The sequence below is a fragment of the Streptomyces sp. NPDC107562 genome, assembly GCF_055657325.1.
The window spans coordinates 509,418-522,654 of record NZ_JBVKBE010000003.1 but is presented as its reverse complement, the minus strand read 5'-3'; the positions used below and the strand labels follow the sequence as shown (position 1 = coordinate 522,654).

General features: G+C 71.9%; 13 protein-coding genes. 8 read left to right on the top strand and 5 right to left on the bottom strand.

Annotation, left to right across the window (positions count from 1 at the left end; translation table 11 throughout):
- Positions 1–28 precede the first annotated feature (28 nt).
- The 6 genes from ACZ7LV_RS12570 to ACZ7LV_RS12545 all read left to right on the top strand — a co-directional run bounded on the left by ACZ7LV_RS12570 (position 29) and on the right by ACZ7LV_RS12545 (position 6,798).
- The gene (locus ACZ7LV_RS12570) at positions 29–484 is read left to right on the top strand and encodes a hypothetical protein (RefSeq protein WP_471938557.1); all 456 of its coding nucleotides are present in this window, start codon (positions 29–31) and stop codon (positions 482–484) included.
- An 88-nt stretch (positions 485–572) separates the two neighbouring features.
- Positions 573–1,454, top strand: coding sequence for an SDR family oxidoreductase (locus ACZ7LV_RS12565; protein ID WP_471938555.1), 882 nt, complete (start codon positions 573–575; stop codon positions 1,452–1,454).
- A gap of 123 nt (positions 1,455–1,577) precedes the next feature.
- Positions 1,578–1,988, top strand: coding sequence for a hypothetical protein (locus ACZ7LV_RS12560; RefSeq protein ID WP_471938553.1), 411 nt, complete (start codon positions 1,578–1,580; stop codon positions 1,986–1,988).
- Positions 1,989–2,094: 106 nt separating this feature from the next.
- A complete protein-coding gene (locus ACZ7LV_RS12555; protein WP_471938551.1) occupies positions 2,095–2,769 on the top strand; it encodes a DUF6766 family protein in 675 nt (224 codons plus the stop codon).
- Positions 2,770–2,893: 124 nt separating this feature from the next.
- Positions 2,894–5,167, top strand: coding sequence for a catalase (locus ACZ7LV_RS12550; RefSeq protein ID WP_471938549.1), 2,274 nt, complete (start codon positions 2,894–2,896; stop codon positions 5,165–5,167).
- A 167-nt stretch (positions 5,168–5,334) separates the two neighbouring features.
- Positions 5,335–6,798 (top strand): catalase, encoded by a 1,464-nt coding sequence (locus ACZ7LV_RS12545; RefSeq protein ID WP_471938547.1) that lies wholly within the window; start codon positions 5,335–5,337, stop codon positions 6,796–6,798.
- On the opposite strand, the gene ACZ7LV_RS12540 is transcribed toward ACZ7LV_RS12545, so the two are convergent.
- On the bottom strand, positions 6,785–6,997 hold the full coding sequence (locus ACZ7LV_RS12540) for a DUF397 domain-containing protein (protein ID WP_471938545.1): 213 nt from the start codon (positions 6,995–6,997) through the stop codon (positions 6,785–6,787). The two genes, ACZ7LV_RS12545 and ACZ7LV_RS12540, sit on opposite strands and share 14 nt — an antisense overlap.
- On the bottom strand, positions 6,979–7,821 hold the full coding sequence (locus ACZ7LV_RS12535; RefSeq protein WP_471938543.1) for a helix-turn-helix domain-containing protein: 843 nt from the start codon (positions 7,819–7,821) through the stop codon (positions 6,979–6,981). The genes ACZ7LV_RS12540 and ACZ7LV_RS12535 overlap by 19 nt, the downstream gene beginning before the upstream one ends.
- 185 nt (positions 7,822–8,006) lie before the next feature.
- On the opposite strand from ACZ7LV_RS12535, the gene ACZ7LV_RS12530 reads away from it, so the two are divergent.
- Positions 8,007–8,282, top strand: a complete 276-nt coding sequence (locus ACZ7LV_RS12530; protein WP_471938541.1) for a hypothetical protein — start codon at positions 8,007–8,009, stop codon at positions 8,280–8,282.
- Positions 8,283–8,293: 11 nt separating this feature from the next.
- Here the strand turns inward: ACZ7LV_RS12530 and ACZ7LV_RS12525 are convergent, their stop codons facing one another.
- Positions 8,294–9,367, bottom strand: a complete 1,074-nt coding sequence (locus ACZ7LV_RS12525; RefSeq protein WP_471938539.1) for an NAD(+)/NADH kinase — start codon at positions 9,365–9,367, stop codon at positions 8,294–8,296.
- A gap of 124 nt (positions 9,368–9,491) precedes the next feature.
- Positions 9,492–10,142 carry an FMN-dependent NADH-azoreductase gene (locus ACZ7LV_RS12520; RefSeq protein WP_471938537.1) on the bottom strand — a complete coding sequence of 217 codons (651 nt, stop codon included), beginning with the start codon at positions 10,140–10,142 and terminating at the stop codon, positions 9,492–9,494.
- Positions 10,143–10,267: 125 nt separating this feature from the next.
- Here ACZ7LV_RS12520 and ACZ7LV_RS12515 point away from each other — a divergent pair, with 125 nt between their 5' ends.
- The gene (locus ACZ7LV_RS12515; protein WP_471938535.1) at positions 10,268–10,609 is read left to right on the top strand and encodes a winged helix-turn-helix transcriptional regulator; all 342 of its coding nucleotides are present in this window, start codon (positions 10,268–10,270) and stop codon (positions 10,607–10,609) included.
- A 13-nt stretch (positions 10,610–10,622) separates the two neighbouring features.
- Here ACZ7LV_RS12515 and ACZ7LV_RS12510 read toward each other — a convergent pair whose 3' ends face one another.
- Positions 10,623–13,211 carry a SpoIIE family protein phosphatase gene (locus ACZ7LV_RS12510; RefSeq protein WP_471938533.1) on the bottom strand — a complete coding sequence of 863 codons (2,589 nt, stop codon included), beginning with the start codon at positions 13,209–13,211 and terminating at the stop codon, positions 10,623–10,625.
- Positions 13,212–13,237: the final 26 nt, after the last annotated feature.

Sequence of the window (13,237 nt, the reverse complement as noted above, 5' to 3'; positions counted from 1 at the left end):
GTCCGCGGGGCGATCCGAAGGAGGCCTCATGGACGACCACCGCGACACCCCCGACAGCAGGTACCGGCGCCCCGCCGGTGTCAGCGACCGGACCGTGGAGGCGCTCGGCGCGCTGTCCAAGGCATGGGAGACGACGGAACGTGCCAGGGGCCGCCTCTACGACTTCCACCAGCTCACCGGCACCGCGGACCTCCAGGTGGAGCGCGCGGCGGAGCTGCTGGACGAGGCGGGGCACCCCCAGTGGGCGCAGCGGATCCGCACGGAGATCGTGGGGCGCAACGTGATCCCCGGCCACTGGACGTTCCAGATCGTCGAGGCGTACGACGCCGGCTACCACCGGCCCTTCCTGGACGTGAAGACCGCCGTGCTGCGGGAACTCGCCCAGGGCCGCGACCACCTGTACGAGGCGGAGATGAAGGAGACCCGCCGAACGGTCGGGCACCCCGGCCACACCGCCGGTCCGGCCATGCCGCCGCACCCGTGAGCGCGTCGCGCATCCCGGCACGAGGCAGCGCGGGAAGTGGTTCCCGGGGGCGTCGGCGCGCGCCGGGGCCGGTGAGGAGGTTGTGCCGATGAACAGCAGTCCGCTCGGCAACCGCACGGTCGTGGTCACCGGGGCCGCCCGCGGCCTCGGCGCCGCGCTGGCCCGCGAGGTGGCCGGACGCGGCGCCCGGGTGGCCCTGCTCGGGCACGAACTGCCCGCGCTCGAGGCGGTCGCGGCGAGCCTGCCCACCCCGGCGCTCGCCCTGGAGGCCGACATCACCGACCTCGCGGCGCTCGAATCCGCCGCGGACACCGTACGGGCCCGCCTGGGACCGGCCTCCGCCGTGATCGCGAACGCCGGTGTCGCCGAGGGCGGCCCCTTCCTCTCGTCGGACCCGGCGACCTGGCGCCGCGTCGTCGACGTGAACCTCACGGGCAGCGCGTACACCGCCCGTGCCTTCCTGCCCGATCTGATGGCCACCGCCGGTCACCTCTGCCAGGTCGCGTCGCTCGCCTCGCTCGGGGCGGCCCCGCTGATGAGCGCCTACTGCGCCTCCAAGTCCGGCGTCGAGGCCTTCTGCCACAGCCTGCGGGCCGAGGTGGCCCACCACGGTGTCAGCGTCGGCATCGCCTACCTGAACTGGATCGACACCGACATGGTGCACGACGCCGACCGGTACGCCGTACTGCGGGAACTGCGCCTGCACATGCCGCCGCCCGCGCGGCGCGTCCACAGCGCGCAAGCGGTCGCCGAACGGGTCGTCCACGGCGTGGAGCACCGCCGTACGGCCGTCTACGCGCCGCCCTGGCTCCGGCTGCTGCAGCCCGTACGCGCCGCGCTGCCGCCGCTCGTCATGCGCCTGTCCCGGCGGCGTCTGCCCCGCCTGGAGGTGGAGGAGCCCTTCGAGCCGACCGGCCTGCTCGGCGCGGGCGGCGACGCCGACGACACCGCGCGGCGCCACGCCCCCTGAACGGTCGACCACCCGGCGTCCTTCCGGTTGCGGGCCGGAGAGGAAGGCGATGCGATGTGCGGGTAGCCGCCTCGACAGGTTCGCGACCAGGCGCTACTCGTCCCGCGGGCGCGTGGAGGCAGCATGTCGGGGTCATGGTTTCGGGCAGGCGTCGCGACGGTGGTGACCCTGGTCCCGATCAGTGCCTGCGGCTCGCTCTCCGAGCGGAGCGACGCGGTCACCCAGGAGGTCCGCAGGTTCGAGGGGGCCCTCGACGCCGGGCAGCGCGCACGACTCTGCGCCGCTCTCGCCCCCGCCACCAGGGAGGAACTGGAACAGTCGGCCGAACGCCGGTGCGAGCGGGCCGTCGACGGGCTGGACCTCCCGGTGGCCGGGGCCGTACGTGGCGTCGACGTGTACGGCGATCAAGCCCGGGTCGTGCTGGAGCACGACACCGTCTTCCTCGCCCACTTCCCCACCGGGTGGAAGGTGACGGCCGCCGGATGCGCGCCGCGCCCGCGGCAGCCGTACCAGTGCGAGATCAAGGGCGGATGAGGGTCATGAGGACGCTGTTCGCCGGAACGCTGCTCGTGATCGTCGTAGGCCTCGCCTACTTCATGGCGGTGGGGTTGATGCGACGGTGAGTGACGCATCGCTTCGCATGAGGCGTTTTGTGCGCCACAACGGACTCGGCCTCTTCTTCCTGACCGGTTTCCTGCTCGCCCTGGTGGGGCAGGCCGTGGCGGGCCACGCCGACTTCAACAATCAGTTGGTCGCCGACGGCATGGCGCCGGTCGGCATCGGCGCCTACCTGACCTCGTCGGACTTCGCCGTCGACGTGACGGAGAACTGGCAGTCGGAGTACCTGCAGTTCTTCCTCTACATCTTCGCCACCGTCTGGTTGCTGCAACGCGGCTCACCGGAGTCGAAGGAGCTGGGCAAGGCCGGCATCGAGTCCGACGAGGAGCAGATGGTCGGCGAACACGCCAAGGACGACTCCCCCCGCTGGGCCGCGGCGACGGACTGGCGCGGGGTCGTCTACTCGCGCTCGCTGGGCCTCGTGATGGGCGGCATCTTCCTGCTGTCCTGGCTGACCCAGTCGGTCACGGGCGTGGCCGCCTACAACGAACAGCAGCTGCGCCGGCTCCAGGCCCCCATCGGCTGGGACGCCTACCTGTCCTGCGCGGACTTCTGGAGCCGCACCCTTCAGAACTGGCAGTCCGAGCTGCTGGCCGTCGCCTCCATGGCCGTGTTCGCCGTCTTCCTCAGACAGCGCGGCTCACCGGAGTCCAAACCGGTCGGCGCCCCGCACGGCGCCACGGGGGTCGAGGGATGAGCGCTCCTGTCCCGCCTGTCGGAGCGTTGGGTTCCGAATGGTGGCGAGGGGTACCTGGGCGATCCTGGCCACATGCGGCCGAACACGGAGAGTCCTCGCCAGTTCCAGCGAATCCGGAGGAACCATGTCCCACTCCAACCCTCTGAAGGCCGCAGCCGAAAGGCTGACCGACGCTCTGGGCGGTGACGGGCCCGCCGAGGGCGTTCCCGGCGCGCCGTCGCCGGAACCGGTCCCGGTGGAGGAGCCGGTCGAGCCGCGCGAGCCTCTGCCGCCGAAGCCCGACCAGGGCACCCCGGAGACCGTCAGCCCCACCGGTCAGCCGACCGGCGCGGAGCCCACCCGCAAGGCACAGAGCGGTCCGTACCTGACCACCGCCCAGGGCACCCGCCTGTACGACACCGACCACTCGCTCAAGTCGGGTGCGCGCGGACCGGTCCTGCTCCAGGACCACCACCTGCGCGAGAAGATCATGCACTTCGACCACGAGCGCATCCCCGAGCGCGTGGTCCACGCCCGCGGCAGCGCGGCCCACGGAGTGTTCCAGGCCTACGGCACGGCCGAGAACGTCACCCGCGCGGCCTTCCTGCGCAAGGGCAGCGAGACTCCCGTGTTCGTGCGGTTCTCCACGGTGCTCGGATCACGCGGCTCCGCCGACACGGTCCGCGACACCCGCGGATTCGCCACCAAGTTCTACACCGAGGAGGGCGTCTTCGACCTCGTCGGCAACAACATCCCGGTCTTCTTCATCCAGGACGCGATCAAGTTCCCCGACGTCATCCATGCCGGAAAGCCCCATCCCGACCGTGAGATCCCGCAGGCGCAGAGCGCGCACGACACCTTCTGGGACTTCGTCTCGCTGCACACCGAGGCCCAGCACCACACCATGTGGAACATGTCGGACCGCGGCATCCCGCGTTCGTACCGGACCATGGAGGGCTTCGGCGTCCACACCTTCCGGCTCGTGGACGCCGAGGGCGGGACGTCACTGGTGAAGTTCCACTGGAAGCCGAAGCTCGGCGTGCACTCCCTGGTGTGGGAGGAAGCCCAGATCGCCGGCGGTGTCGATCCCGACTTCCACCGCCGCGACCTCGCCGACGCCATCGAGGCCGGCGCGTTCCCGCAGTGGGAGCTGGGCCTGCAGGTCTTCCCGGACACCCCGGAGCAGACCTTCGAGGGCATCGACCTGCTCGACCCGACCAAGATCGTCCCGGAGGAGCTGGCCCCGGTGCAGCCCGTCGGCCTCCTCACGCTCAATCGCAATCCCAGCAACTTCTTCGCCGAGACCGAGCAGGTCGCCTTCCACGTCGGCCACCTGGTGCCCGGCATCGACGTCACCGACGACCCGCTGCTGGCCGGCCGGCTCTTCTCGTACCTGGACACCCAGATCACGCGCCTGGCCGGCCCCAACTTCAGCCAGATCCCGATCAACCGGCCGCACGCGCCGGTCAACGACATGCTGCGGGACGGCTTCCACCAACAGGCCGTGCACAGCGGGGTGGCGCCCTACAAGCCGAACTCGCTGGACGGTGGCTGCCCGTTCTTCGCCGGGGCCGACACCGGAGCCTTCGTCGAGACACCCGTCGAGGTGCCGGCCGCCCGCAAGGTCCGTGAGGCGCCGGCCAGTTTCGCCGATCACTTCAGCCAGCCCCGGCTGTTCTGGCTGAGCATGTCCGCGGTGGAACGCGAGCACATCGTCGCCGCCTACACCTTCGAGCTCGGCAAGTGCTGGAGCAACGCCATCAAGGAACGGCAGCTGCGCGCGCTCGCCCACATCGACTCCGAGCTGTGCGCCCAGGTCGCCGAGGGCCTCGGTCTGCCCGCCCCGGAGCCCACCGAGTCGCCCGTGGACGTGCGGCCCAGCCCGGCGCTGTCCCAGATCGGTCAGGAATGGCCCGCCGACGGAAGGATCATCGGCATCGTCGCCGACGGCGCGACCGACGCCGACGGGGTGCGCACGCTGCGCGAGGCCGTCCTGGACGCCGGCATGGTGCCGCTGGTCATCGCACCGGCCGGCGGGAAGCTCGGCACGGGCGACGACGCGATCACGGTGCAGCGGACCCTGGCGACGGCCCGGTCCGTCGAGTTCGACGCCCTCGTCCTGGCCGGGGTGCCCGCTCTGGGCGGCGACGCCTTCGGCGCCCGGGACGCCAAGGCCGGCGAGCAGGCCCGGCCGGGCGCCCCGGTGGACCCGAGGCTCCTGCTTCTCGTCTCGGAGGCGTTCCGGCACGCGAAGGCCGTCGGCGGGTGGGCGGACGCCGAGGTCGTCCTGGAGGCCGCCGGCATCCCGGCCGGTGCCCCGGGAGTGGTCCTCGCCGACAACGGCGCGGCCGTCCTCAGCGGCCTCACGCCGCTGCTCGCCCGGCACCGCGTCTGGGACCGCTTCCCGACCGCCCTCTGACGCCCCTCGCCGGAGTCGGTGGCCCCGCACGGGGTACGCGTGCGGGGCCACCCCGGAACGAGGCTCGATTTGGATTCAGTCCAAAAGTTGCTGATGTCACGGCAGCGGAGTTCACTGGCTGGGGTGAGCGAAGCGACCTGGACATCGCCTCAGGACGGAGGACGCTCATGACTCAGGAGCCCCGGACGGCCCCGTACACCACCAACAACTCCGGCATCCCGGTGGAGAGCGACGAACACTCGCTCACCGTGGGTGCCGACGGTCCCATCCTGCTCCAGGACCACTACCTGATCGAGAAAATGGCCCAGTTCAACCGGGAGCGGGTCCCCGAGCGGGTGGTGCACGCCAAGGGCAGCGGGGCGTACGGATTCTTCGAAGTGACGAACGACATCAGCCAGTTCACCAAGGCGGATCTCTTCCAGCCCGGGAAGCGCACCCCGATGCTGGCCCGGTTCTCGACCGTCGCAGGTGAGCAGGGTTCGCCGGACACCTGGCGCGACCCGCGCGGCTTCGCCCTGAAGTTCTACACCGAGCAGGGCAACTACGACATGGTCGGCAACAACACGCCGGTCTTCTTCGTGCGCGACACGATCAAGTTCCAGGACTTCATCCGGTCCCAGAAGCGCCACCCGGTGACCGGGCTGCGCAGCAACGACATGCAGTGGGACTTCTGGACCCTGTCCCCCGAGTCCGCGCACCAGGTGACCTGGCTCATGGGCGACCGGGGCATCCCGAAGACCTACCGCCACATGAACGGCTACTCGTCGCACACCTACATGTGGATCAACGGTGGCGGCGAGCGGTTCTGGGTGAAGTACCACTTCAAGACCGACCAGGGCATCGACTTCCTCACCCAGGAGGAGGCCGACGAGCTGGCCGGGTCGGACGCGGACAAGCACCGCCGTGACCTGTTCGAAGCGATCGAGTCCGGGAACGCGCCGAGCTGGACCCTGAAGGTCCAGATCATGCCGTTCGAGGACGCGGCGGACTACCGGTTCAACCCGTTCGACCTCACCAAGGTGTGGCCGCACGGCGACTACCCGCTCATCGACGTCGGCCGGATGGTCCTCGACACCAACCCCGAGGACTACTTCGTCCACATCGAGCAGGCCGCGTTCGAACCGTCCAACATGGTGCCGGGCATCGGCCCGTCGCCGGACAAGATGCTGCTGGGCCGCCTGTTCTCCTACCCGGACACCCACCGGTACCGGATCGGCCCGAACTACGCGCAGCTCCCGCCGAACCGCCCGCACTCCCCGGTGAACTCGTACGCCAAGGACGGCCCGATGCGCTACGAGCCGTCCCGGGCGTCGATGCCGTACGCGCCGAACTCCTACGGCGGCCCCGCCGCGGACTTCGGCCGCTTCGGTGACCCGGCGAGCTGGCACACGGCCGGTGAGCTGGTCCGCGAGGCGACCAGGCTGCACGCCGAGGACGACGACTGGGGTCAGGCAGGGACCCAGGTCCGCGAGGTCCTCGACGACGCCGCCCGGGACCGGCTGGTCGCGAACGTCAGCGGCCACCTGCTTCAAGGTGTGTCCCGCCCGGTCATGGACCGCGCGCTCCAGTACTGGAGGAACATCGACAAGAACATCGGCGACCGCATCGCCGCGAAGGTCAACGGCGGCTGAGGCCACCGTTCTTGACGCCGGTGAGGAAGGCGGCCCAGCCGGGCGCCGGGAACACCAGCACGTCCCCGTGCGGGAGTTTGCTGTCCCGCACGGGGACGACGCCGTCGAAGTCGTGACTGACCTCGACGCACTCACCGCCGTCCTGATTGCTGCGGCTACTTCTGCGCCAGGAGGCGGCGGTCAGGTCGATGGGTCGCACGGCACATCCTCCAACAGGGCCAAGACGAACTTGCGCGATTCCACCGGGGCCAGCGCCAAGTCGCGCATGGCATCGTACGCACGCTGCAAGCGCTCGACGGCGGTGTTTTCCTCGATGAGATCGCCTCGGTAGCCGTTCTCCGTGTAGGCCACCGTACGTCCGTTCGTCAGCCGCAGGAACATCACCGTCGCGTTCATCAGGCCATGCAGCCCCGCGTCCAGCGGGAGCAACTGCATCGTGACGTTCGTGCGCTCCGCCACCCCCACGATGTGCTCCAACTGCCCCCGCCACTCCCCCGCATCCCGCAACGGAGTGCGCAGCACCGCCTCGGAGAGGATCGTGCGGAACGGGGGCGCGTCCTCCCCCTCCAGCAGTTCGCGTCGTCCCATCCGCGCGTCGACCTGCTGGTCGAGCTCCCTGCCGCGCAACCCGCCCGCGGCCAGCACCTCCCGGGCGTAACCCGGTGTCTGCAACAGCCCCGGCAGCACGCTGACCGCGAAGTGCCACAGGCTCACCGCCTCCGACTCCAGCGCCATGTACCGGCGATAGCGCTCGCGGAACTGCGTATGGTCCCCGGCGGCGAGTTCCCACAGGGCCAGCAGCAGCCCGGGGGTGCCGTAGTGGGTGTCGAGGGCCTGCACCACCTCGGGGCTGCCGAGCGTCTCCCCCTTCTCCATCTTCCCGAACAACGACCAGTCCCAGCCGAGCCGTTCGCCGAGCTGCCGCAGGCTCGTCCCGCTCGCTGCCCGCAGGGTGCGGAGCTCCTCCGCGAAACGCTGCCGCGGCTCCTGGCTCCGACCGGTGACGACCCGTCGCTGTGGCATGCGGCTGGCTCCGTTCCTGGTGTGGAAGGTGTGGAACCGGCCCCGGGCGGCGGGGAAGGAGCGCCCCGTCCACGGTGTGACCGGGCCCGTCCGGGCGCATGCTCGTCACGCCCGGACTACGCAGCGTAATCGAGGCCGCGTGGTCCGCTCAGCCGATCGACGGAACGATCACACCGAGGACGCCCATGTCTGCCGAACCGCCCGAGAACCAGGAATCCCCCGGCGCCGACGCCGCGCTCGGCCACCGCCGGGCGCCGGGTGTCGGGGACGCCGTCCACGACATGCGCCGGGACCGGTACGGGCGGGTCATGGGGCGCCAGGGCCCGTACGTCCAGGTGCGCCCGCTCGCGGGCGGACGGGAGTGGGACGTGGCGCCCGAGCAGCTCCGGCTCCTGGACAGGGACGAGCTGCTGCGCGTCCTGGTCGCCGAGGCCAATGCCCGCAGCAGGCGCGGGAGTTGACACCACGCGGGTCACCGCAGGGCCGCGGTGCCGCCGGCGCGCGTGAGCAGTGCCAGGTGGTCGAGGTCGCCGGGTGGCGGGCTCGTCACCGACCACAGGGGTGCCGGCGAGCCGTCGGCCACCGCGGCCGGGGCGTCGGTCAGGTTCATGCGCTCCCGCAGCCGGCCGTAGAAGTCCATCGCCTCCAGTCGTACGACCCGCAGCCGGCGCGAGGCGGCGTACACACCGATCCAGTCCCCGGGGTCCAGCACGCCCCGCAGTTGGCCGTCGATGCTGACCGCGGCGGGGCCCGACCGTTCGAGGACCCGGAGCCCGACGGGCTCGTCGGGGGCCGTGACGACCGAGCGGTTGAAGGCCATGTGCGGGGCGACCGGCGTGAAGACGAGCGCTTCGGCGCGGGGTGACACGACGGGGCCGCCCGCGGCGAAGCTGTAGGCGGTCGAGCCGGTCGGCGTGGCCACCAGCAGCGCGTCGGCGGAGTAGGACGCGAGGAGCCGGCCGGACACGTAGACGCCGACCGACACCTGCCGGTCCCTCGCCAGCTTCTCCAGGACGACGTCGTTGAGCGCGGTGACGTCCAGCGGGATGCCCCACTCCGGGTCGACCGTGCAGTCGGGGCGCACCTGGGGCGGCGGCAGCAGGGGCCCGCGGCCGAACCGCACCCAGGCCTCCATCCCCGTGGGCACCTCCAGGCGACGGGAGGCCCGCAGGGCGAGCAGCATGCGGCTGTCGATCCGGTGCCGGTCCTCGCGCACCGCGTCCAGCGCCGCCCGCACACCGGCGACCGGCACCTCGGTGAGGAAGCCCAGCCGTCCCACGTTGACGCCGAGGACCAGGGCGTCGTGCTCCGCGGCGAGCCGGGCACCGCGCAGGAACGTGCCGTCGCCGCCGAGGGTGACGATGAGGTCGGGATCGCCCGCGGCCGCGACCTCCTCACCGGCGCTGCGCCGTCCGCCGTCGTGCCAGACGTCGATGTCCGTGCAGCGCACGCCGTGCTCCTCGCACCACGCACGCACCACGCGGGCGGCGTCCGCGGCCTCCGTGCGCCCGCCGTGCACGACCATGCCGAGTCGGCTCACTTCCATCGCTGCCTCCAGGACGACTCCCCCGTTTCAGGATCGCCTCATCGGCCCGCCCGCGCGCCTTCGGAGCCGGACCGGCGCCCGTCGGAGGCTGCGCGCCGGTCCGGTGGTTCGCCCGCGGGCCCGCTCAGGCGGCCAGGCGCTCGGCGAGCTGCTTGGCCTTGAAGGCCGCCTCCTCGAAGGCGCGGTCGCGAGACGCCTCGAAGAGGGGGATCAGCTGGTGCATCGCCGGGTTGTGCGGAGCCATGGTGAGCTCCGGGACGATGAAGTCCACCTCCAGGGCGAGGGTGTCGCCGAGCACCGCGCGCAGGTAGTTCTGGACGTACTCGAAGGGCTCCTTCGGCGTGCCCGGCGCGTAGGAGCCGCCGCGGCTGGCGACGACGGTGACCGGGGTGCCCTTGGCCGAGGGGTTCTCGCCCACGGTGCGGCCGAAGAGGATCACGTTGTCCAGCCACGCCTTGAGGGTGGACGGGATCGAGTAGTTGTACATCGGCGCGCCGATCAGGACGGCGTCCGCCTGCTCCACCTCCTCGATCAGCTTCACCCGCTCGGCGAAGGCGGCGGCCTGCCCGCCGGTGTGGGTGTCCGGATCCGCGAAGCCCGCGGTGTGCGAGTCGGCGGTGATGTGCGCGACGGGGTTCGCGGCGAGGTCGCGGTAGACGACCGTGCCGTCGGGGTGCTGCTCCAGCCAGGCCTTGCGGAAGGCGTCCGCGACCGTGCGGGACGAGGAGGCCTCGCCCGGGAAGACCGACGAGTCGATGTGCAGCAGGGTGGCCATGCGTGTCTCCAGAAGAGCAATGCCCGAGACGATACGTCAGGGGCTGATTTCTCGTACGTAGCTATTGATAACACGGGGGCTTACTTTTTTTCACCCCCCAACAGGCGGGTAGTACCCTGAGGGGCATGACGGACGTGCAGAGCCACGACGCAGGGGCGTGCAAGCGGGTGGACGCGGGCATCACCCGGGTGTTCCAGCTGCTGGGAAAGCGCTGGACCGGCCCGATCGTGGCCGTGCTCGTCGGGCAGCCCGCGCACTTCGCGGATCTGTGCCGGGCGATTCCCGGCATCAGCGAGCGGATGCTCTCCGACCGGCTGAGCGAACTGGGCGCGGCGGGGCTCGTCGTCCGCCAGGTCGACGAGGGGCCGCCGCTGCGGGTCTCCTACCGCCTCACCCCCGCGGGAGCGGCGCTCGAACCCGCGCTCCAGGAGCTGGGCGAGTGGGCCAAGCAGCACCTGCCGGAGTGACGCCCTCGTCCGCTCAGTCGATGCGCTGTCCGTCGGTGCTCTGCTCCACCCAGACGATCTTTCCGTCGTCGGTGTAGCGGGTCCCCCAGCGGTCCGAGGCCCGCGCGACCAGGAGCAGCCCGCGACCGCCTTCGTCGGTGGCACGGGCGTGCCGCAGCCGCGGGGAGGTGCTGCTGCCGTCGGACACCTCGCAGGTCAGCACGTGGCTGCGGATGAGCCGGAGCGTCACGGGCGGCTTGCCGTACCGGATCGCGTTGGTGACGAGTTCACTCACGATCAGTTCGGTGACGAACGACGCCTCCTCCATGTCCCACGCGGCGAGCTGCCGGGTGGCCAGGGAGCGGGCCTTGGCGACCGTGGCCGGGTCGCTCGGCAGGTCCCACGAGGCCACATGCGCCGGGTCCAGTTCGTGGGTGCGCGCGACCAGGACGGCGGCGTCGTCCCGGGGCCGCGCCGGGACCAGGGCCTCGGTCAGCAAGGCGCACGTCGACTGCACGGGACCCGGCGGGTCGGTGAGCAGCGCGCTCACGCGCTCCTCGCAAGCGGCCTCGGGCAACCGCCCCCGCTCGTCCGGCCCTTGGGGCCCGTACGGCCCCACCGGTCCCGGCCGCTCCTGCGGCCCCCGCCGCTCCTCCCGCCGGAACGCCTGGAACAGACCAGGGGTGTACAGGACCAGCGTCGAGCCCTCGGGGACCTCGAAGTCCTCCCTGCCGAACGGCGCCCCCGGGCAGCACAGCGTGTCGCCGACCGGGTTCCCCAGCCTCCTGACGGTGCCGTCCGCGAGCGCGACCACCGGCCAGGGGTGGCCGGCGCTGGACGCGGAGCAGCGCCGCGACAGGGGGTCGTAGATCAGATAGAGGCAGGTGGCCCCGCATTCCCGCCCGTGGGCGCACTTCGCTCCGTCCGGTGCCGCACGGTCGTCGTCGCCGGAGCCGCTCACCCTGACGGGCCCGCGCACCATGTCGTCGAGCCGGGCGAGCAGTTCGTCCGGTTCCAGGTCCAGGTCGGACAGCGTGTGCATGGCGGCCCGCAGCCGTCCCGCGGCGGCGGCCGACTGGATGCCGCGCCCCGGCACCCGGCCGGCCACGAGGGCCACCCTGGCCCCGGAGAGCGGCACGACGTCGACCCAGTCCCCGCCGGAGCCGGCGGACACGTACGCGTGCGCCACCTCCAGCGCCTGCTGGTGCGGAAGCCGGGCCGGGCGCAACGCGTGCTGCAACGCGACCAGGGAGTTGTGCTCGCTCAGGTGCCGGCGGGCGTTGTCGAGGCTCTCGGCCGTGCGCCGGGTGAGCTGGCCGACGAGGGCGACGTCGTCCACCCCGAAGGGCCGGCGCTCCCCCCAGCGGCAGAAGGTCGCGAGCCCGAGCACCCGGTCCTGGGCGACCAGCGGCGCGACGATCAGCGAGTGCACCTCCTCCCCGGTCCCCGCGGGCGTCCTCATGCCCCGCAACGCCTGCTGCCCGAGCGGGGAGAGGGGATCGACGAGGGTGGGCTCCAGACATGCCAGGGCCTCGCCCGGGGCCACGGGAGGCAGCGGCTCCTCGGGCACACCGGCCGTCCCGGAGGGGTCGTCGTCGCGGGAGCGGGCGGCCGCCCGGCGCAGTACGGTGCCCGGCCGCAGGGGCCCCGCCTCCAGGTCCTCGCCGGCGAGGACCCTCTCCAGCAACTCGACCGCGACGCTGTCGGCCGCGACCGGCACCGACACCTCCGCCAGGCCCCGGGCCGTGTCCAGCGCGTCGAGCGTGGCACCGATCCGGGTGCTGGCCTGCGCCAGCACCGTCAGCCGCTGATGGGCGAGGTGGCGGTCGGTGACGTCGACGGTGGCGTCCGCGATGCCGAGGACCCTGCCGTCGGCGTCCTCCATCCGGAAGACGGAGGCGGAGTAGACGTGCTCGTGCTCGGGATCGCCCGGGGGGTACACCCGCTTCTCGACGCCCACCGCCGGCTCACCGGTGGCGAGCACCTCCGCCATGACCCGCTCCACCGACTGCACCCCGAAGCCGGACCACACCTCCGTCGGACGCCTGCCCAGGGCCTCCTCCACGGAGGTGCCCTGCATGCCCTCGGCCGCGGGGTTGAACCGCACCAGGCGCAGTTCGGGGTCGAGCAGGAACAGTCCCGTGGGGGCACGAGTGAAGAGCATGTCCAGAAGCGCCCGCTCCAGTTCCGGGGTGTCCCCCAGCCGCGCGAACCCGCCGGGATCCGCCAGCCGGCTCAGGTCCGCGGTTCCGTTCCGCTGCGTGGTCGTGCCCGGCTCGACCAAGCCGTCCGGATCTGCCGGGACCAGCAGCACGTCCCACCCGGTCTGCACGTCGGTGCGCTGCGGCCGGACGGCCAGCCGGCAGCGCACCAGCCCACCGTCGCGGTGGCGCAGGGTGACGGTGAAGTCCTCACCGGCGGGGGCCTGGAGCCCCTCGACGGCCATGCCCTCCAGCAGGTCCATGGCCGGACGCCCCCGTACGGCCTCCTCCGGGTAGCCGAGCAGCTTCTGGGCCGCGGGGCTCCACCTCGCCAGCATGCCGTGCTGGTCGACCATGACGTGGATCCGCTCCCGGACCACGGGGTCGTGAACCGGGCGACCGGTGGTGTGCGACGCAGACATAACGATCAGCTCTCACTCGCCACAGA